This window comes from Pseudomonas viridiflava (assembly GCF_003702045.1).
In the GTDB taxonomy this organism is placed as follows: domain Bacteria; phylum Pseudomonadota; class Gammaproteobacteria; order Pseudomonadales; family Pseudomonadaceae; genus Aquipseudomonas; species Aquipseudomonas viridiflava_C.
Genome location: NZ_RBTP01000056.1, coordinates 71642 through 91434 on the forward strand (window position 1 = coordinate 71642; position 19793 = coordinate 91434).

General features: G+C 58.1%; 15 protein-coding genes. 9 read left to right on the top strand and 6 right to left on the bottom strand.

Features of this window, described 5'->3' with window-relative positions; all coding sequences use genetic code 11:
- The first annotated feature begins 11 nt into the window (after positions 1–11).
- The 6 genes from ALP40_RS17305 to sucD all read left to right on the top strand — a co-directional run bounded on the left by ALP40_RS17305 (position 12) and on the right by sucD (position 8931).
- Positions 12–716 carry a succinate dehydrogenase iron-sulfur subunit gene (locus ALP40_RS17305; protein WP_004882578.1) on the top strand — a complete coding sequence of 235 codons (705 nt, stop codon included), beginning with the start codon at positions 12–14 and terminating at the stop codon, positions 714–716.
- A gap of 260 nt (positions 717–976) precedes the next feature.
- The gene (locus ALP40_RS17310) at positions 977–3808 is read left to right on the top strand and encodes a 2-oxoglutarate dehydrogenase E1 component (RefSeq protein ID WP_122209430.1); all 2832 of its coding nucleotides are present in this window, start codon (positions 977–979) and stop codon (positions 3806–3808) included.
- A 41-nt stretch (positions 3809–3849) separates the two neighbouring features.
- Entirely contained in the window at positions 3850–5076 is a 1227-nt protein-coding gene (odhB, locus tag ALP40_RS17315) for a 2-oxoglutarate dehydrogenase complex dihydrolipoyllysine-residue succinyltransferase (RefSeq protein WP_122209431.1), read from the top strand.
- A 165-nt stretch (positions 5077–5241) separates the two neighbouring features.
- The gene (gene lpdA / locus ALP40_RS17320) at positions 5242–6678 is read left to right on the top strand and encodes a dihydrolipoyl dehydrogenase (RefSeq protein ID WP_122209432.1); all 1437 of its coding nucleotides are present in this window, start codon (positions 5242–5244) and stop codon (positions 6676–6678) included.
- Between the two features lie 205 nt (positions 6679–6883).
- The gene (sucC, locus tag ALP40_RS17325) at positions 6884–8050 is read left to right on the top strand and encodes an ADP-forming succinate--CoA ligase subunit beta (RefSeq protein WP_004882574.1); all 1167 of its coding nucleotides are present in this window, start codon (positions 6884–6886) and stop codon (positions 8048–8050) included.
- Positions 8050–8931, top strand: a complete 882-nt coding sequence (gene sucD / locus ALP40_RS17330) for a succinate--CoA ligase subunit alpha (RefSeq protein ID WP_004882573.1) — start codon at positions 8050–8052, stop codon at positions 8929–8931. Before sucC ends, sucD begins: the two co-directional genes overlap by 1 nt.
- A 100-nt stretch (positions 8932–9031) precedes the next feature.
- Here the strand turns inward: sucD and ALP40_RS17335 are convergent, their stop codons facing one another.
- Complete coding sequence (locus tag ALP40_RS17335) at positions 9032–9607, bottom strand: GNAT family N-acetyltransferase (protein ID WP_122209433.1); 576 nt, start codon at positions 9605–9607, stop codon at positions 9032–9034.
- A 299-nt stretch (positions 9608–9906) separates the two neighbouring features.
- Between ALP40_RS17335 and brnQ the strand changes: the two genes are divergently transcribed.
- Positions 9907–11220: a branched-chain amino acid transport system II carrier protein gene (brnQ, locus tag ALP40_RS17340; RefSeq protein WP_122209434.1), complete on the top strand. Its 1314-nt coding sequence runs from the start codon at positions 9907–9909 to the stop codon at positions 11218–11220.
- A gap of 81 nt (positions 11221–11301) precedes the next feature.
- Here brnQ and ALP40_RS17345 read toward each other — a convergent pair whose 3' ends face one another.
- A complete protein-coding gene (locus tag ALP40_RS17345; protein ID WP_122209435.1) occupies positions 11302–11574 on the bottom strand; it encodes a hypothetical protein in 273 nt (90 codons plus the stop codon).
- 344 nt (positions 11575–11918) lie between these two features.
- Between ALP40_RS17345 and htpG the strand changes: the two genes are divergently transcribed.
- A complete protein-coding gene (gene htpG, locus ALP40_RS17350; RefSeq protein WP_122209515.1) occupies positions 11919–13826 on the top strand; it encodes a molecular chaperone HtpG in 1908 nt (635 codons plus the stop codon).
- Positions 13827–13920: 94 nt separating this feature from the next.
- Positions 13921–14649, top strand: a complete 729-nt coding sequence (locus ALP40_RS17355) for a dienelactone hydrolase family protein (protein WP_122209436.1) — start codon at positions 13921–13923, stop codon at positions 14647–14649.
- A gap of 13 nt (positions 14650–14662) precedes the next feature.
- On the opposite strand, the gene ALP40_RS17360 is transcribed toward ALP40_RS17355, so the two are convergent.
- The 4 genes from ALP40_RS17360 to ALP40_RS17375 form a co-directional block, all read right to left on the bottom strand.
- Complete coding sequence (locus ALP40_RS17360; RefSeq protein ID WP_122209437.1) at positions 14663–15514, bottom strand: pirin family protein; 852 nt, start codon at positions 15512–15514, stop codon at positions 14663–14665.
- 168 nt (positions 15515–15682) lie between these two features.
- The gene (gene fabB / locus ALP40_RS17365) at positions 15683–16900 is read right to left on the bottom strand and encodes a beta-ketoacyl-ACP synthase I (RefSeq protein WP_122209438.1); all 1218 of its coding nucleotides are present in this window, start codon (positions 16898–16900) and stop codon (positions 15683–15685) included.
- Between the two features lie 10 nt (positions 16901–16910).
- A complete protein-coding gene (fabA, locus tag ALP40_RS17370; RefSeq protein ID WP_084916844.1) occupies positions 16911–17426 on the bottom strand; it encodes a 3-hydroxyacyl-[acyl-carrier-protein] dehydratase FabA in 516 nt (171 codons plus the stop codon).
- A 220-nt stretch (positions 17427–17646) separates the two neighbouring features.
- A complete protein-coding gene (locus tag ALP40_RS17375; RefSeq protein ID WP_122209439.1) occupies positions 17647–19572 on the bottom strand; it encodes a response regulator in 1926 nt (641 codons plus the stop codon).
- Positions 19573–19793 lie beyond the last annotated feature (221 nt).

A 19793-nucleotide genomic window follows, 5' to 3' on the forward strand; every position in this document is an offset into this window, starting at 1 on the left:
GGGTGACCGATATGTTGCAAGTCAGTGTTTATCGTTACAACCCTGAGCAGGACGCTGCACCGTTCATGCAGGAATTTCAGGTCGATACCGGTGGTAAGGACTTGATGGTGCTGGACGTGCTGGCCCTGGTCAAAGAACAGGATCAAGGCTTCTCGTATCGTCGCTCCTGCCGCGAGGGCGTTTGTGGCTCCGATGGCATGAACATGAACGGCAAGAACGGCCTGGCCTGCATCACGCCGGTGTCTGCCGTGGTTGCCAAGGGCAAGCTCATCGTGCGTCCGCTGCCTGGTCTGCCGGTCATTCGTGACCTGGTCGTCGATATGAGCATCTTCTACAAGCAGTACGAGAAGGTGAAACCATTCCTGCAGAACGACACGCCGGCTCCGGCCATCGAACGTCTGCAGACCCCGGAAGAGCGCGAGAAGCTTGACGGTCTGTACGAGTGCATCCTGTGCGCTTGCTGCTCGACGTCCTGCCCGTCCTTCTGGTGGAACCCCGACAAGTTCCTGGGCCCTGCCGCATTGCTGCAAGCCTACCGTTTCCTGGCTGACAGCCGCGACACCCGGACCAGCGAACGACTGGCTTCGCTGGATGATCCGTTCAGCGTGTTCCGCTGCCGTGGGATCATGAACTGCGTCAACGTTTGCCCGAAAGGCCTTAATCCAACCAAGGCTATCGGTCACGTCCGCAACATGCTTCTGCAGAACGGCGTCTGATTTATCGCTTTACCCGTAACACCGTTGTACTGAAATGGCCGCGGCGCAGGCTTCAACCGGCGCCGTGGTTTTAACCTGAGCAGTAGCTCGCAAAGCTGCGGCTCTTATTTTGAAGAAATGAGACCAGCAGGGGCATCCGGGCTGGTACCCGGACTATCTGCGTGATTCCCTGGTGACTTGATACAGTCGCTGCACACGACTATTTCAGGATTGCTCTGGTGTCTTCGCCGGTGGTGTCCCCTTACCGAGGGTGACCAAGCATGCAAGAAAGCGTGATGCAGCGCATGTGGAACAGTGCCCACCTATCCGGTGGTAACGCTGCCTATGTGGAAGAGCTCTATGAGCTTTACCTGCACGACCCTAACGCTGTGCCAGAAGAATGGCGCACCTACTTTCAGAAGTTGCCAGCTGATGGCAGCTCTGCCACTGATGTATCGCATTCGACCATTCGCGATCATTTCGTGTTGCTGGCTAAAAACCAGCGCCGTGCTCAACCGGTGTCCGCCGGCAGTGTGAGCAGCGAGCACGAGAAGAAGCAGGTTGAAGTACTGCGACTGATCCAGGCTTATCGTATGCGTGGCCACCAGGCTGCCCAACTCGATCCGCTGGGTCTTTGGCAGCGTCCTGCACCCGCCGATCTGTCGATCAATCACTACGGCTTGACCAATGCCGATCTGGACACGACTTTCCGCGCCGGCGACTTGTTCATCGGCAAAGAGGAAGCGAGCCTACGCGAAATCCACGAAGCGTTGCAGCAGACATATTGTCGCACCATCGGCTCCGAGTTTACTCACATCGTGGATTCCGAGCAGCGCAACTGGTTCATGCAGCGTCTTGAAAGCGTACGCGGTCGTCCTGCCTTTTCGGCGGACATCCAGAGCCATCTGCTCGAGCGCGTAACCGCTGCCGAAGGCCTTGAAAAATACCTGGGCACCAAGTACCCGGGCACCAAGCGTTTTGGCCTGGAAGGCGGCGAAAGCCTGATTCCGATGCTCGACGAGCTGATCCAGCGTTCCGGCTCCTACGGCACCAAGGAAGTCGTGATCGGCATGGCCCACCGTGGCCGTTTGAACGTGCTGGTCAACACCTTCGGCAAGAACCCGCGCGACCTGTTCGACGAGTTCGAAGGCAAGAAGAAAGTGGAACTGGGTTCCGGTGACGTCAAGTATCACCAGGGCTTCTCTTCAAACGTCATGACCGCAGGCGGTGAAGTTCACCTTGCAATGGCGTTCAACCCGTCTCACCTGGAGATCGTGTCTCCGGTGGTCGAAGGTTCGGTTCGCGCGCGCCAGGATCGTCGCAACGATCCGAATGGTGACAAGGTTCTGCCGATTTCCCTTCACGGCGACGCCGCGTTTGCAGGCCAGGGCGTTGTGATGGAAACCTTCCAGATGTCGCAGACTCGCGGCTTCAAGACAGGCGGTACGATCCACATCGTCATCAACAACCAGGTTGGTTTCACTATCAGCAACCCGCTGGACTCGCGCTCCACCGAGTACGCCACCGACGTTGCGAAGATGATTCAGGCCCCGATTCTCCATGTAAATGGCGATGACCCTGAAGCCGTGATGTTCGTGACCCAGTTGGCGATCGATTACCGCATGCAGTTCAAGCGTGACATCGTTATCGACCTGGTTTGCTATCGTCGTCGCGGTCACAACGAAGCTGACGAGCCGAGCGGCACTCAGCCTCTGATGTACCAGCAGATCACCAAGCAGCGTACCACCCGTGAGTTGTACGCCGAGCGTCTGATCAAGACCGGCGTTCTCGACGAAGCCCGTGTTCAGGCCAAGGTCGACGACTACCGCAACGCGCTGGACAACGGTCTGCACGTCGTAAAAAGCCTGGTCAAGGAACCGAACAAGGAATTGTTCGTGGACTGGCGTCCGTATCTGGGCCACGCCTGGACTGCACGTCACGACACCCGTTTCGATCTCAAGACCCTGCAGGAACTGTCCGCCAAGCTGATGGAGTTGCCGGAAGGCTTCGTCGTGCAGCGTCAGGTTCAGAAGATCTACGAAGATCGCCAGAAGATGCAGGCCGGTGGCTTGCCGATCAACTGGGGCTACGCCGAAACGATGGCGTACGCCACGCTGGCGTTTGAAGGCCACCCGATCCGCATGACGGGTCAGGATATCGGTCGCGGTACGTTCTCGCACCGTCACGCCGTGTTGCATAACCAGAAGGATGCAGGCACCTACATTCCTCTGCAGAACCTGTATGCCGGTCAGCCTCGCTTTGATCTGTATGACTCGTTCCTGTCGGAAGAAGCCGTGTTGGCATTCGAGTACGGCTACTCGACCACCGAGCCCAATGCGCTGGTGATCTGGGAAGCTCAGTTCGGCGACTTCGCCAACGGTGCTCAGGTGGTTGTGGACCAGTTCATCACCAGCGGCGAGCACAAATGGGGCCGCCTGTGCGGTCTGACCATGCTGTTGCCTCACGGTTACGAAGGGCAGGGGCCGGAGCACTCCTCCGCACGTCTTGAACGTTATCTGCAACTGTGCGCCGAGCACAACATTCAGGTGTGCGTGCCAACGACGCCGGCCCAGATTTACCACTTGCTGCGTCGTCAGGTGATCCGCCCGCTGCGCAAGCCGCTGGTTGTTCTGACACCCAAGTCGTTGTTGCGCCACAAGCTTGCGGTTTCGACGCTCGAAGAACTGGCCGAAGGCTCGTTCCAGACCGTCATTCCGGAAATCGATACCCTCGATCCGGCCAAGGTTACGCGTCTGGTGCTGTGCAGCGGCAAGGTCTACTACGACCTGCTGGAAAAACGCCGTGCCGAAGGTCGTGAAGACATCGCCATCGTTCGTATCGAGCAGCTGTATCCGTTCCCTGAAGATGACCTGATGGAAACGATCGCGCCTTACACCAATCTGCAGCATGCGGTCTGGTGTCAGGAAGAGCCGATGAACCAGGGTGCCTGGTACAGCAGTCAGCATCATCTGCGTCGCAGCGTGGGCAACCATAAGCGCGAGCTCATTCTTGAGTATGCAGGTCGTGATGCTTCTGCCGCGCCAGCCTGTGGCTACGCTTCGATGCACGCCGAGCAGCAGGAAAAACTCCTGCAAGATGCCTTCACTGTTTAACGCCTTCGAGCATTAGAAACCGAATTAAGGAATTACAGATAATGGCTATCGAGATCAAAGCCCCCTCTTTCCCGGAATCCGTTGCCGACGGCACCATTTCCAAGTGGCACAAGCAACCGGGCGAAGCGGTAAAACGTGACGAGCTGCTGGTCGACATCGAGACTGACAAGGTTGTCCTCGAAGTGCTGGCCGAAGCTGACGGCGTGCTGGCATCGATCGTGAAAGGCGAGGGCGACACCGTCCTCTCCAATGAACTGATTGCAACCCTGGACGCCGGTGCGACTGCCTCTGCTGCGCCAGCGGCCGCGGCTGCACCTGCTGCAACGGCCTCAGCGCCTGCTGCTGCACCTGCCGGTGATGATGAAGACCCGATTGCTGCGCCTGCCGCACGCCAGCTGGCTGCAGAAAACGGTATCAACCTGGCCAGCGTCAAGGGCACCGGTAAAGACGGCCGTATCACCAAGGAAGACCTGGTCGCGGCCATCGAAGCGAAGAAATCCGCTCCAGCCGCTGCGCCTGCTGCTAAACCTGCTGCCGCTGCTGCACCTGTCGTTGCTGCGGGTGACCGCACCGAGAAGCGTGTGCCGATGACCCGTGTGCGTGCAACCGTCGCCAAGCGTCTGGTTGAAGCTCAGTCCAACATGGCCATGCTGACCACGTTCAACGAAGTGGACATGACCGAAGTCATGGCGCTGCGTTCGAAGTACAAGGACCTGTTCGAGAAGTCCCACAACGGCGTACGCCTGGGCTTCATGTCGTTCTTCGTCAAGGCGGCTACCGAAGCACTGAAGCGCTTCCCGGCTGTGAACGCGTCGATCGACGGCTCCGACATCGTCTACCACGGCTACGCCGACGTAGGTGTCGCGGTGTCCAGTGACCGTGGTCTGGTTGTACCGGTTCTGCGTAACGCCGAGCACATGAGCCTGGCCGAAATCGAAGGCGGCATCGCTACCTTCGGTAAGAAGGCCCGTGACGGCAAGCTGTCCATTGACGAGATGACTGGCGGTACCTTCACCATCACCAACGGCGGTACGTTCGGTTCGATGATGTCGACTCCGATTGTCAACCCGCCGCAGGCGGCTATTCTGGGCATGCACAACATTCTGCAGCGTCCTATGGCAATCAATGGTCAGGTTGTGATTCGTCCGATGATGTATCTGGCGCTGTCGTACGATCACCGTTTGATCGACGGTAAAGAAGCGGTAACTTTCCTCGTTACCATCAAGAACCTGCTGGAAGATCCAGCGCGTCTTCTGCTGGATATCTGATGAAGCGGCCACAGGTTGCACGTGTCTGGCTTGAGCGATCAGGTCGATGTGCAGCCTGAGGCTGGTGTGTTGCATCTTATGAATTGGTCGCAAGCCAGCGACGCCGCAAGGCAGAGCGGCTTGCAGCTTGCAGCTTGAAGCTCGCAGCTAAAAAGGAATCTTTTTATGTCCCAGAAATTCGACGTGGTAGTGATTGGCGCAGGCCCTGGCGGTTACGTTGCCGCCATCAAGGCTGCGCAACTTGGTCTCAAGACTGCCTGCATCGAGAAGTATCAGGACAAGGAGGGCAAATTGGCCCTCGGCGGTACCTGCCTGAACGTTGGTTGCATTCCGTCCAAGGCGCTGCTGGACAGCTCCTGGAAATTCTACGAAGCCAAGAACGGTTTTGCGGTCCACGGTATTTCGACGTCCGAAGTATCTATGGACGTGCCGGCCATGATCGGTCGCAAGTCCACTATCGTCAAAGGCTTGACCGGCGGCGTTGCCAGCCTCTTCAAAGCCAATGGCGTGACCACTCTGCAAGGCCATGGCAAGCTGCTGGCCGGCAAGAAGGTCGAGCTGACCGGTGCTGATGGCACGGTCGAAATCATCGAAGCGGACCACGTGATCCTGGCTTCCGGCTCGCGTCCGATCGACATTCCGCCGGCTCCGGTCGACCAGAAAGTCATCGTGGACTCGACGGGTGCTCTGGAATTCCAACAAGTGCCAAAGCGTCTGGGCGTGATCGGCGCGGGTGTGATCGGTCTGGAGCTGGGCTCTGTCTGGGCTCGCCTGGGCGCTGAAGTCACTGTGCTCGAAGCCCTGGAAAAATTCATTCCGGCAGCTGACGAAGCGGTTTCCAAGGAAGCATTGAAGACCTTCACCAAGCAGGGTCTGGACATCAAACTGGGCGCTCGCGTGACCGGTTCGAAAGTCAACGGTGAAGAAGTGGAAGTCAGCTACACCGATAAAGATGGCGAGCAGAAGATCACCTTCGATCGACTGATCGTTGCTGTGGGTCGTCGTCCAGTGACCACCGATCTGCTGGCTGCTGACAGCGGGGTCGACATCGATGAGCGCGGTTTCATTTTCGTTGACGACTACTGCACCACCAGCGTACCGGGCGTTTACGCGATCGGCGACGTGGTTCGTGGTCTGATGCTGGCCCACAAGGCATCAGAAGAAGGCATCATGGTTGTCGAGCGCATCAAGGGCCACAAGGCCGTGATGAACTACGATCTGGTGCCTTCGGTCATTTACACCCACCCGGAAATCGCATGGGTCGGCAAGACCGAACAGACCCTGAAGGCCGAAGGCGTTGAAGTCAACGTCGGCACTTTCCCGTTCGCAGCCAGCGGCCGCGCGATGGCAGCCAATGACACCGGCGGCTTCGTCAAGATCATCGCCGACGCCAAGACCGACCGCGTTCTGGGTGTGCACGTGATTGGCCCGAGCGCTGCCGAACTGGTACAGCAGGGCGCCATTGCAATGGAGTTCGGCACCAGCGCTGAAGACATCGGCATGATGGTCTTCTCGCACCCGACGCTGTCCGAAGCGCTGCACGAAGCGGCCCTGGCCGTGAATGGCGGCGCCATTCATATCCAGAACCGCAAGAAACGCTAAGACAACAAGAAACCACGGCGCAGTGCCCGTCGTGAATCCTGCCAGCAGGGCTCACCGCGGAATCTGCGTCGGACTCGACCTCTCAGGTGGCTCCACGAATGCCCACGGCGTTCATGGGGTCGACCCGGAGTAGCGGTCACAGGTGGTGCGGCACGCTGACGTGCAGCACCGAATGCGCAGTACCTAAACGAAGACGGTAATCAGCATGAATCTTCACGAGTATCAGGGTAAGCAGCTGTTCGCTGAATACGGCCTGCCAGTATCCAAAGGCTACGCAGTAGACACCCCGGAAGCAGCAGCAGAAGCTTGCGACAAGATCGGCGGAACCGAGTGGGTCGTCAAAGCCCAGGTTCACGCAGGTGGTCGCGGTAAAGCGGGCGGCGTCAAGCTGGTTCGCAGCAAAGAAGACGCTGCAGCGTTCGCACAGCAGTGGCTGGGCAAGCGTCTGGTCACGTATCAGACCGACGCCAATGGTCAGCCAGTGACCAAGATCCTGGTTGAATCGTGCACCGACATCGCCAAAGAGTTGTACCTGGGCGCTGTCGTCGATCGTTCGAGCCGCCGTATCGTGTTCATGGCTTCCACCGAAGGTGGTGTGGACATCGAGAAGATCGCTCACGACACCCCTGAAAAGATTCTCAAAGCCACTATCGATCCACTGGTTGGCGCTCAGCCATTCCAGGGTCGCGATCTGGCATTCCAGCTGGGTCTGGAAGGCAAGCAAGTCACTCAGTTCGCCAAGATCTTCACCGGTCTGGCCAAGCTGTTCCAGGACCACGACCTGGCCCTGCTGGAAGTGAACCCGCTGGTGATCAAGGCTGACGGCGATCTGCATTGCCTGGACGCCAAGATCAACATCGACGCCAACGCCATGTACCGTCAACCAAAGCTGAAAGCTTTCCACGATCCATCGCAAGATGATCCGCGCGAAGCTCACGCTGCCAAGTTCGAACTGAACTACGTGGCGCTGGAAGGCAACATCGGCTGCATGGTCAACGGTGCCGGTCTGGCGATGGGCACTATGGACATCGTCAACCTGCATGGCGGCAAGCCTGCAAACTTCCTTGACGTTGGTGGCGGTGCTACCAAAGAGCGCGTTACCGAAGCGTTCAAGATCATCCTGTCCGACACCAACGTCGCTGCAGTACTGGTAAACATCTTCGGCGGCATCGTTCGTTGCGACATGATTGCCGAAGGCATCATCGGTGCAGTGAAAGAAGTCGGCGTTAAAATCCCGGTTGTTGTTCGTCTTGAAGGCAACAACGCTGAACTGGGCGCTAAAGTACTGGCAGAAAGCGGTTTGAACATCATCGCGGCTACCAGCCTGACCGACGCTGCTCAACAAGTCGTCAAAGCTGCGGAGGGCAAATAATGAGCGTCCTGATCAATAAAGACACCAAGGTTATCTGCCAGGGTTTCACTGGTTCGCAAGGTACCTTCCACTCCGAGCAAGCCATTGCCTACGGCACCAAAATGGTTGGCGGCGTGACCCCAGGCAAAGGTGGCACCACTCACCTGAACCTGCCGGTGTTCAACACGGTTGCAGAAGCTGTCGCTACCACTGGCGCCGATGCTTCGGTTATCTACGTTCCGGCTCCTTTCTGCAAAGATTCGATCCTGGAAGCTGCATTCGCCGGCATCAAGCTGATCGTCTGCATCACCGAAGGCATTCCGACCATCGACATGCTGGAAGCCAAGGTCAAGTGTGACGAGCTGGGCGTGGTCCTGATCGGCCCTAACTGCCCAGGCGTCATCACTCCGGGCGAGTGCAAGATCGGCATCATGCCAGGTCACATTCACTTGCCAGGCAAAGTCGGTATCGTGTCGCGTTCCGGCACCCTGACTTACGAAGCTGTGAAGCAGACCACTGACGCCGGTTTCGGTCAGTCCACCTGCGTTGGTATCGGTGGTGACCCGATTCCGGGCTCCAACTTCATCGACATCCTGAAGCTGTTTCAGGAAGACCCGAAGACCGAAGCGATCGTCATGATCGGTGAAATCGGCGGCTCGGCTGAAGAAGAAGCGGCTGCCTACATCAAGGCACACGTGACCAAGCCGGTTGTTTCCTACATCGCAGGTGTGACTGCTCCTCCGGGCAAGCGCATGGGCCATGCGGGCGCAATCATCTCCGGCGGTAAAGGTACTGCAGACGAGAAGTTCGCTGCACTGCAGGACGCGGGCGTCAAAACCGTTCGTTCCCTGGCAGACATCGGCAAGGCTCTGGCCGAGCTGACCGGTTGGCCGGTGAAGTAAGCTCCGCTTACTGAATGGCAATCGACAAAAGCCACCTTCGGGTGGCTTTTGTTTGGGTGATGCAAAAGCGTCAGGCAGAGTTGTCTCGTCAGCTTCCGGATTAACGGTAATTGAGAGACCGCCATTGTTCCTGCGTCATTTCCCATATCTGTTCCTGAGTCGTGCCACAGACAAACAGGTCTTCACGGGTGTGGACCAGATGCATGCCTTCGCGCCTGGACAGGCGGCATGAGGCTTCATTAAGGGCCGATTTGGCCACTCTCAGCGTGGAGCGCCCCAGCGTCTCAAACCAGAACCGGTCAATTACGGGGCAGACTTCCGACATCAGGCCTTGGCCCTGATAGGCCGGGGCGAGCCAGAATCCTCGGTTGTTGTCTTCTTCGTCCATCACGCAGGCACTGCCTATAAGGCGTGCAGGGTCGCTACGCAAGCGGATTGACCAATGCCATTCCTCGCCGTCCTGCATGGCGGGCAATACATCCTCCTGCAGATGGCGCAGCGCTTCTCCTTCAGGGTAAGGCCAGGGAACGTGGTGAGTCAGATAGCGCACCACTTCCCAGTGGTTGAACGAGGTCTGCAGTGCGCAAGCGTCTTCCAGTCGTATCGGCTGTAGGATGAGGCGGGGTGTGTGCAGGGTAGGGGTGGCGATCTGGCAAGGCTGGTTTGTCGAGGTCACGGTGCATCCTTTGGCGGTAAATGTTGGCCAATCTATCGATCATCCTGTGTCCCGTCTGTCAGGGGTTTCTGAAGTTCGAGCAGTATGAAAGGATGCGATATTCGGGTGCGTCGTCGCACGTGTCGCCCTGCGATAGTGCATTTTCTGCTTGAGTTAGCTACCCTGTCGGCCATTTTTTTGCGCAGCCCTCACGAGGGGCATCTCGCAAATCCTCGCCACGTCCTACACCGACGGGCCGCGTTCGTCTCATTCACAGGTGGCGCCCCCTCCCTTATCTCGATTCTGTGTGGTTGCTTGGAATGAAAGTATTGAAAGGCCAGGACATCCTGGCACTTGGGTTTATGACGTTTGCCCTGTTCGTTGGGGCTGGCAATATCATCTTTCCCCCTATAGTAGGGCTACAGGCTGGTCCGCATGTGTGGATCGCGGCGCTGGGCTTTCTGGTTACCGCGGTGGGCTTGCCGGTAGTGACAGTGATCGCGCTGGCTAAGGTCGGTGGCGCGATGGATGCGCTCAGCAGCCCTATCGGCAAGATCGCCGGAGGTTTGCTGGCGGCGGTTTGCTACCTTGCAGTCGGGCCACTGTTCGCCACGCCGCGTACCGCTACTGTGTCGTTCGAAGTGGGGCTCGCGCCGCTCACCGGTGACAGCCCGATGGCGTTGGCCCTGTATAGCCTGGTCTATTTTCTGGTGGTGTTCTGGGTCTCGCTGTACCCAGGCCGTCTGCTCGACACGGTTGGGCGTTTTCTGGCGCCGCTGAAGATCATTGCCTTGGCCATTCTGGGTGTTGCCGCCTTCGCCCTGCCAGCAGGGAATATCGGCGTGGCCGAACCTGCTTACGCCGCTGCGCCGTTTTCGCAGGGTTTCATCAATGGCTACCTGACGATGGACACGCTGGGCGCGCTGGTCTTTGGCATTGTCATCGTCAATGCCATTCGCTCTCGTGGTGTCGAGTCCCCCCGTCTGATCACGCGCTATGCGATCATCGCCGGGCTGATTGCGGGCGTCGGGCTGGCGCTGGTCTACATCAGTCTGTTCCGTCTGGGCTCCGGAAGTCATGCGGTTGCAGCGGGTGCCAGTAATGGCGCGGCAGTGTTGCACGCCTATGTGCAGCATACCTTCGGATCGCTGGGCAGCGGCTTCCTGGCGGTGTTGATTTCCTTGGCGTGTCTGGTGACTGCGGTTGGCCTGACGTGCGCCTGCGCAGAGTACTTTGCCAAGGTGCTGCCGTTATCCTACAAGACGCTGGTGGTGTTGCTGGCGGGGTTCTCGCTGCTGGTGTCGAATCTTGGCCTGACCAAGCTGATTCTGTTTTCGATCCCGGTGTTGACGGCGATCTATCCGCCTTGCATCGTGCTCGTCGCGCTGAGTTTCTGCAAAAGCCTTTGGCATCATCAAGGCCGGGTGGTTGCTCCCGTGATGCTGGTGTCTTTGCTCTTCGGATTGATCGATGCGATTAAAGGTGCGGGGTTTACCGACTACCTGCCGGGCGCACTGGCCAACTTGCCGCTGAGTGAGCAAGGCTTGGCCTGGTTGATTCCATCGGTTATAACGTTGGCGGCGGCTATTGCAGTGGATCGACGATTAGGCAAACGCAGCGAAGCGTTGGCATGAGGCAAGTAATATAATTAAAACATCAATAATAAAGCCCGCAAAAGCGGGCTTTATTATGTGTAGTTCTGCAAGCCTGTTGGCTTAGTTTTTCGCTGGCGCTGCGTCAGTCGCCGGGGCCGGAGCCTGGTTGGCGTTCTCGGTCGCGCGCTGTTGGGCGGCTTCTGCGTTTTTCTGAGCAGCTTCCTGGCTTTCCTTGGCCGCGTCGTTCACTTTGTCCTGAGCTTTTTCCATCGACTCCTGGGACTGTTGAGCAGCTTTGTTTGCATCTTGCTGGGTGTTTTCGGACTTTTTGTCACAGGCGGCAAGACCCAAAGTGGCAGAAAGCATCAAGGCATAGGCTAAAGATTTACGCATGGGGTATTTCTCCTTATTGAGTATCCACGTGGCTAAGAGCGTCCCCTTGTAAATTAAGTTCCAAACGACCCCACTATTGTTTTTGGTCAGTGTTCCGGCCATGCACACCGGGTTGAAGCAGTCTTATGAATTGCGCATCAGAAAGTGGATAGTTGCCCTGTGCATCCGGCTGATCGAATTCAATGACCCCGCCTGCGGGCCATTAACGTATCGCGACAGTTCGGATTGATTTATTCGCCCTTGAAATCCTGCATCCAGCCCCCACCTTGATGACTACACGCTGCTACACAGGCACACAGCCTCGCTGTGGCGGCTTATGCCATCCAGATCGGAGTTTGATGACCATGAGTGTGGAAACTCAAAAGGAAACCCTGGGCTTCCAGACCGAGGTAAAGCAGCTGCTTCACCTCATGATCCATTCGCTGTATTCCAACAAGGAAATCTTCCTTCGCGAATTGATCTCGAACGCGTCTGACGCGGTCGACAAATTGCGTTTCGAGGCGCTGTCCAAGCCTGAACTGCTGGAAGGCGGGGCAGAGCTGAAGATCCGCGTGAGCTTCGACAAGGACGCGAAGACCGTAACCCTGGAAGACAACGGCATTGGTATGAGCCGTGACGATGTGATCACCCACTTGGGTACCATCGCCAAATCCGGTACCGCCGATTTCATGAAAAACCTGTCGGGCGACCAGAAAAAGGATTCGCACCTGATCGGTCAGTTCGGTGTCGGTTTCTACTCGGCGTTCATCGTCGCCGATCAAGTTGAAGTGTTCAGCCGCCGTGCAGGCCTGTCTGCCAGCGAGGGCGTTCACTGGTCGTCCAAGGGTGAGGGCGAGTTCGAAGTCGCGACCCTGGACAAGGCTGAACGTGGTACTCGTATCGTCCTGCACCTCAAAGACGGCGAAGACGAGTTTGCCGACGGCTACCGTCTGCGCAATATCATCAAAAAGTACTCCGACCACATCGCGTTGCCGATCGAGCTGCCGAAAGAGCAGGCTCCGGCCGCCGAAGGTGAAGAGGCGCCAGCGCTGGAATGGGAAACCGTCAACCGAGCGAGCGCCCTGTGGACCCGTTCCCGTTCCGAAGTGAAGGACGAGGAATATCAGGAGTTCTACAAGCACGTTGCTCATGACTATGAAAATCCGCTTAGCTGGAGCCATAACAAGGTCGAAGGCAAGCTTGAGTACACGTCGCTGCTGTACGTGCCGGCCCGTGCGCCGTTCGACCTGTATCAGCGCGAAGCGCCGCGTGGCTTGAAGCTGTACGTGCAACGCGTGTTCGTCATGGATCAGGCTGAATCTTTCCTGCCGCTGTACATGCGCTTCATCAAAGGCGTGGTCGATTCCAACGACCTGTCGCTGAACGTGTCTCGCGAAATTCTGCAGAAAGACCCAATCATCGACTCGATGAAATCGGCGCTCACCAAGCGTGTGCTCGACATGTTGGAAAAGCTGGCGAAGAACGAGCCTGAGCAGTACAAGGGCTTCTGGAAGAACTTCGGTCAGGTCCTCAAGGAAGGCCCAGCGGAAGACTTCGCCAACAAGGAGAAAATCGCCGGCCTGCTGCGCTTCGCATCGACCTCCGACGAGAGCGGCGAGCAGAGCGCTTCTCTGGCCGAATACCTGGCTCGCGCCAAGGAAGGTCAGGACAAGATCTACTACCTCACCGGCGAATCCTACGCGCAGGTCAAGAACAGCCCGCACCTTGAGGTCTTCCGCAAGAAAGGCATCGAAGTGCTGCTGTTGACCGACCGTATCGACGAGTGGCTGATGAGCTACCTGAGCGACTTCGACGGCAAGGGCTTCGTGGACGTGGCGCGTGGTGATCTGGATCTGGGCAAGCTCGACTCCGAAGAGGACAAGAAGGCCCAGGAAGAGATTGCCAAGGACAAGGAAGGCTTGATCGAGCGGATCAAGACTGCGCTGGGCGAGTCTGTAAGCGAAGTGCGTGTTTCGCATCGCCTTACCGATTCTCCCGCGATTCTGGCGATTGGTGAGCAGGACATGGGCTTGCAGATGCGTCAGATTCTGGAAGCTAGCGGTCAGAAAGTCCCGGACTCCAAGCCTATCTTCGAATTCAACCCGGCTCACCCACTGATCGGCAAGCTGGACGCCGAACAGAGCGAAGAGCGCTTTGGTGACCTGTCGCATATCCTGTTCGATCAGGCTGCGCTGGCCGCCGGTGACAGCCTCAAGGATCCGGCCGCTTACGTTCGCCGTTTGAACAAGCTGTTGGTAGAACTGTCGGTTTGATGACCGAATGACAAAAAACCCGCTTCGGCGGGTTTTTTGTTTGATCTTTCGAGCATTTCCTTTGCACCCTTCAGAAAATGATCAGGAGTCAGCGATGAGCAGCAAGATTACAATCCGTTCCGTCGTCCATCAGATTGATGGCCAGCCCTACGAAAGTCGTCTGGTGTACGACGCCAGTGCGACCTCGTCTCGTCCAGGCCTGTTGATGGCGCCCAACTGGATGGGCGTCAGCGAAGGTGCCGAGGACATCGCCAAAGCGGTCGCAGAGCAGGGTTATGTGGTGCTGCTGGCCGACCTGTATGGCCAGAAGATTCGTCCGGGCAACGGCGATGAAGCAGGCGAGGCGATGATGCCCCTGAAAAACGACCGTGCATTGCTGCGCAAGCGCATGCAGGCAGGTCTTGATCTGCTGTTGAGTCAGGCGGGTGTTTCCCTGGATGCCAGCCGTATTGCCACCTTCGGTTTCTGTTTCGGTGGTTGCTGTTCGCTGGAGCTGGCACGCAGCGGCGCCGACCTCAAGGCCGCCATATCCTTTCACGGCACGCTGGATACACCCAATCCTGCCGACGCTGCAAACATCAAGGGCTCGGTGCTGATTCTGAATGGCGCATCCGACCCGATGGTGCCAAAGGAGCAGATATCGGCATTCGAAGAAGAAATGGACGCAGCGAGCGTCGATTGGCAAGTGCATAACTACGGCGGTGCGTACCACTCGTTCACCGATCCGCACGCCAATGTTCCAGGCAAGATGATGTACGACGCCAAAGTTGCTGGCCGCGCCTTCAAGTCGATGCACGATTTGCTGAGCGAAGTATTCGGCTAGCGGGCCAACAGACTCAGGGCAGCTCGATCCGACCCGTTTCGCCTGGAACGGTTGGCCAGTCGCCAGTGGCCCAGCGATTTCGCGCTGTTTCAATCAGCGCTTGATCGCTGGCCACGAAATTCCAGTTCATTCTGCGTGGCCCGTCCAGTGCTGCGCAGCCTATCAGCACGGCGTGACATTCGCTGTCCGCGCACAAGTTGACTGAAGCTCCCGGCTCCAGCACGACCAGCGTGCGCGCCGCGACGGGTGTTCCGTTTAGTGAAGCCTCACCCTCAAGAACGTACACAGCGCGCTCCTGATGCTCTGTCGGAATGGACAGGGTCGTGGCGGCCTGTAAGCGTACTTCAGCGTACAGCGTGTCTGAGAGCACCGGTACGGGAGACTGCAAACCAAAACCGCTGCCAGCCAATATGCGGATGGCAATGCCCATACCGTCACTCTGCGGCAGGCTGTGCGCCGGGTGATGGCTGTAATGGCCCTTGCCTAGTTCATGTTCACGGGGTGATGCCAGCCAGACCTGCAGGCCGTGCAGGCGCGAGCCGCTGATCCGCAGTGGTTCGGGCGTGCGCTCGATGTGTGCAATGGCAGCCCCGGATGTCATCCAGCTGACGTCGCCTGGCTTGACGCACTGGTCGCTGCCCAGGCTGTCCTTGTGCAGCAATTCACCCTCAAGCAGATACGTCAGCGTCGACAGGCCGATGTGGGGGTGCTGTCGAACGTCCATGCCAGTGCCGGGCAGGTAGTCCTTTTCCAGCATATGGTCGAAGAACACGAACGGCCCGACGCTGCGGCACCGCGCAGAGGGCAGGGGGCGTAGGATCGGCTGACCCTCAACTGTTTCAGCGCGCGGGGTGATGGTGAGCATGGTTCGGGTCTCGGCGGTCCGTCAGGGAGTGGTAGAAATCATAGCGCGGGCAGGGCGAGGAGAGCATGTCATCGCCAGCAAGCCGCCTCCCACAAACCGTTCATTTGCATTCCAAAAACAGAAAAGGCGCCTCTAAAGGCGCCTTTTCAGTCTTGCACAGGCTGAATGTTAGGCCTGATAGCGCTTCAGAACCAGCGTGGCGTTGGTGCCGCCGAAGCCGAAGCTGTTGCTCATGACCAGATCGAGCTTCGCGTTTTCACGGGTTTCACGCAGAATCGGCATGTCGGCGACTTTCGGGTCCAGCTCATCGATGTTGGCAGAACCGGCGATGAAGTTGTTCTCCATCATCAGCAGGCAGTAGATCGCTTCGTGCACGCCTGCGGCGCCCAGGGAGTGACCCGACAGGCTCTTGGTGGAGCTGATGGCCGGAGCGTTTTCGCCGAAGACTGCGCGTACGCCGTTCATCTCCATTTCATCACCGACCGGGGTCGAGGTGCCGTGGGTGTTCAGGTAATCGATAGTGCCATCAACCGTCGACAAGGCCATTTGCATGCAGCGGATAGCGCCTTCGCCGCTTGGAGCGACCATGTCGTAGCCATCCGAGGTTGCGCCGTAGCCAACGATTTCTGCGTAGATCTTCGCGCCACGAGCCAATGCGTGTTCCAGCTCCTCGACAACCACCATGCCGCCGCCACCGGCAATGACGAAACCGTCACGCTTGGCGTCGTAGGCGCGGGAGGCTTTTTCCGGCGTCTCGTTGTACTGGGTGGACAGCGCGCCCATTGCGTCGAACAGGAACGACTGGCTCCAGTGTTCTTCTTCGCCGCCGCCAGCAAACACGATGTCCTGTTTGCCCAGCTGGATCTGCTCGACCGCGTTGCCGATGCAGTGCGCACTGGTAGCGCAGGCGGAGGAGATGGAGTAGTTCACGCCCTTGATCTTGAACGGCGTGGCCAGACAAGCCGAAACGGTGCTGCCCATTGTCCGGGTGACGCGATACGGACCGACGCGCTTGACGCCTTTTTCACGCAGAATATCGAGCGCTTCCATCTGGTTCAGCGTCGAAGCGCCGCCGCTGCCAGCGATCAGGCCGGTGCGCACGTTGGAAACCTGCTCGTCGGTCAGGCCGGAGTCGGCAATGGCATCTTTCATGGCCAGGTAGGCATAAGCTGCCGCGTGACCGACGAAGCGAAAAATCTTGCGGTCGATCAGTTCTTCAAGGTTGAGGTCGATGGAGCCGGCAACCTGGCTGCGCAGACCCATTTCGGCATAATCCGGCTGAAAACGGATGCCAGGGCGGTTGGCACGCAGGTTAGCGGTGACGGTGTCTTTGTCATTGCCCAAGCACGAAACAATACCCAGACCAGTGATAACGACGCGGCGCATGCGAGTACCCTTAGAAATTTTCAGTGGAAGTGAACAGACCGACACGAAGACCTTCGGCACTGTAGATTTCGCGACCATCAACGCTCACGGTGCCTTCGGCGATAGCCAGGACCAGTTTGCCGCGCATGGTGCGTTTGATATGGATGTTATAGGTGACTTTCTTGGCGGTCGGGAGGACCTGGCCGAAAAACTTCACTTCGCCTGAGCCCAGGGCGCGCCCGCGACCGGGATTGCCCTGCCAGCCCAGGTAGAAACCGACCAGTTGCCACATGGCGTCCAGACCCAGGCAGCCAGGCATGACAGGGTCGCCTTCGAAGTGGCAGGCAAAGAACCACAGGTCCGGGTTGATATCCAGTTCGGCGACCAACTCACCCTTGCCGAACTTGCCGCCTTCTTCGCTGATGTGCGTAATGCGATCAACCATCAGCATGTTGGGGGCGGGCAGTTGCGCATTACCTGGGCCGAACAGCTCGCCACGACTGCAGCGCAGCAGGTCTTCCCGGGTAAAGGCGTGTTGTTTGGTCATGCGAGCTCCTCAATGATCGTGTGCGGCAGGTTGGGGCGCCACTGGCCCAAACGCCAGTCCTGGCGGACTAATTTGCCAGGACTCTGTCCGGCAGCCTACTCATAGACTGTTGCGTTGTAGTGAAAGTCACAGGACGGTAGAAATCAAAGTACACCTGTGCACTGAATTGTGTCATACGACCGCAGTTAAGGGTCGATCAGGTTGCAAAGACTGCCGCAATTTAACATTTATCGCCAGTCACGGGTGTCCGAAAGAATAACCAGCGCCGCAAAACCTGCTGCAAATCAGCGTGTTTGAAGGGTTTGGCCAGGTAGTCGTCCATCCCCGCCTGTAAACAGGCGTCGCGGTCGCCCTGCAAGGCATTGGCGGTCAGCGCGATAATCGGTGGCTGCTCGATCCCCGCCAGTTGCCTGATGCGACGTGTGGCTTCATAACCATCCATGACCGGCAGTCGGCAATCCATGAGGATCAGTCCGTATTTCCCGTCACAGGCCATGCTCACGGCTTGAGCGCCATCGATGGCTATGTCCACCTGGCACCCCAGGTTGTGCAGCATGGCCTGGGCAACGGTGCGATTGACCGGATTGTCTTCGACCAGCAATACACTGCGCTCTTTATTCGCACCGTCAAGCGCGGACAAGGGGTGTCGATTCTCGACGGGCAGTTGCCGTGAAACAGGCAACGGGATCTGCAACGTGAACAGAGAACCCGCGCCTTCTTCACTCTGCGCGTGCAGGGTGCCGCCCATTCGTTCGGCCAGGGTGCGCGCAATCGGCAGTCCAAGCCCTGTGCCGCCGTAACGTCTGGAGATAGAGCTGTCGGCCTGCTGGAACGCGTCGAACATGGACTCCAGTCTATCGGCGTGAATGCCGATACCGCTGTCCTTTACGGTACAGGTGAATTGCAGTCGTTCGGCTTCGAGCAGGGTCCAGCCTGCCTTGATACAGACACTGCCTTGTTCGGTGAATTTCAGTGCGTTGCCGATCAGGTTTACCAGAATCTGACGGATACGTGTCGGATCTCCGATGACCGTCAGCGACTCCAGCCCTGGCTGAATATGCAGGCTGAGCTGCAGGTCGCGCTGTTGAGCGTTGTGGCTGAATGCGTGGGTCGATGCACTGACCAGTTCGGCCAGATTGAAGGCAATGCCTTCCATCTGCAATGCGTCACGTTCGATGCGTGAAAAGTCGAGAATGTCGTTAATGACCCTCAGCAGGTGCTCCGTTGATTCGGTCGCAAGCGCGGCGTATTCGCTTTGCTCGTCGGTCATGCGCGTGGTTTCCATGAGCTGCAGCATGCCCAGCACGCCATTCATGGGGGTGCGAAGCTCATGACTCATCATCGCCAGAAAGTCGGATTTTGCCCGGTTCGCCTGCTCGGCTTCTTCACGGGTCTGTATCAGTTGCGCCATTGAACGTTGCTGCTCCAGGCTGGCCTTGTCCAGATTGGCGGCAAGGTTGTTGATGTGTCGTGCCAGTGCACCCAGTTCTGCGTCGTCACTGACCGGCAGTGGGGTCCTGTAATCGCCTTTCTGGATGGCCTTGAGGGCTTCACCCATGCGGCTGATCGGGCGTGACAGGCTCTGCGCCAGGCGTCTTGCCAACAGGAAAGTGAATAGCAGGGCGCACAGGGCCAGGATGCCAGCCTTGAGCAGTATTTCCTGCTGGCGACGGTTGAATGCTTCGCTGGACATTCCCACCAGCACCCGCCCCAGATAACGTTGAGAAACGGTATCCGACCGTTGTTCTCCTACCGCAGGCGCGCTGCGTACAACCAAATGTTGTGCACGCACCGGGGCCTGGAATGTCTCCATCTGACGGCTCTTGCGCTCGCTCTCCTGTGGCTGGTCGATGTACACCAGAACGGTATTGGAGCTGTCCTGGATTTCCACATAACGCACTCCGGGCATGGACAGCGTGGCGCGCATCAGACCCTTGAGGCTTTCGGTGTCACCCACCAGCAGGCCGGGCTCGGCGGCCGGGGCCAACTGATTGGCGATCAGCTGCCCCGTGTGGTTGAGTTCCTGGCGCAGGTCCTGGATACGCACGAACGTAAAGAAACCGATCAGCAGCACCGTCAGCAAAAGGGCAGGGCCCAGACTGATGATTTGGGTACGGGTGTTGATGTCCCAGTGACGCAGCGTCATTGGCTGCCCGTCAGCGTTGCGGGGTGCGTTTGGGGGGTGTTGGGTGCGTCCATGCCTGTGCGCTCTCGGTCTGGTTCATGGCATCGGTTTCGCGGACCTGGCTGAGCCGTAACGCCGACGGACACAATACTGCATAGTGTGTGCGTAATATGTTACCCGAGATGGCAGCCATTTCCCGACAACTTATTCTCGCCGGGCGGATACTGACGCAGGCTGCAGCA

Excerpts from the sequence above, each read along its gene's own strand:
- ALP40_RS17305 (WP_004882578.1), top strand. The coding sequence starts at position 12 with ATGTTGCAAGTCAGTGTTTATCGTTACAACCCTGAGCAGGACGCTGCA.
- ALP40_RS17310 (WP_122209430.1), top strand. The coding sequence starts at position 977 with ATGCAAGAAAGCGTGATGCAGCGCATGTGGAACAGTGCCCACCTATCC.
- odhB (WP_122209431.1), top strand. The coding sequence starts at position 3,850 with ATGGCTATCGAGATCAAAGCCCCCTCTTTCCCGGAATCCGTTGCCGAC.
- lpdA (WP_122209432.1), top strand. The coding sequence starts at position 5,242 with ATGTCCCAGAAATTCGACGTGGTAGTGATTGGCGCAGGCCCTGGCGGT.
- sucC (WP_004882574.1), top strand. The coding sequence starts at position 6,884 with ATGAATCTTCACGAGTATCAGGGTAAGCAGCTGTTCGCTGAATACGGC.
- sucD (WP_004882573.1), top strand. The coding sequence starts at position 8,050 with ATGAGCGTCCTGATCAATAAAGACACCAAGGTTATCTGCCAGGGTTTC.
- brnQ (WP_122209434.1), top strand. The coding sequence starts at position 9,907 with ATGAAAGTATTGAAAGGCCAGGACATCCTGGCACTTGGGTTTATGACG.
- ALP40_RS17345 (WP_122209435.1), bottom strand. The coding sequence starts at position 11,574 with ATGCGTAAATCTTTAGCCTATGCCTTGATGCTTTCTGCCACTTTGGGT.
- htpG (WP_122209515.1), top strand. The coding sequence starts at position 11,919 with ATGAGTGTGGAAACTCAAAAGGAAACCCTGGGCTTCCAGACCGAGGTA.
- ALP40_RS17355 (WP_122209436.1), top strand. The coding sequence starts at position 13,921 with ATGAGCAGCAAGATTACAATCCGTTCCGTCGTCCATCAGATTGATGGC.
- ALP40_RS17360 (WP_122209437.1), bottom strand. The coding sequence starts at position 15,514 with ATGCTCACCATCACCCCGCGCGCTGAAACAGTTGAGGGTCAGCCGATC.
- fabB (WP_122209438.1), bottom strand. The coding sequence starts at position 16,900 with ATGCGCCGCGTCGTTATCACTGGTCTGGGTATTGTTTCGTGCTTGGGC.
- fabA (WP_084916844.1), bottom strand. The coding sequence starts at position 17,426 with ATGACCAAACAACACGCCTTTACCCGGGAAGACCTGCTGCGCTGCAGT.
- ALP40_RS17375 (WP_122209439.1), bottom strand. The coding sequence starts at position 19,572 with ATGACGCTGCGTCACTGGGACATCAACACCCGTACCCAAATCATCAGT.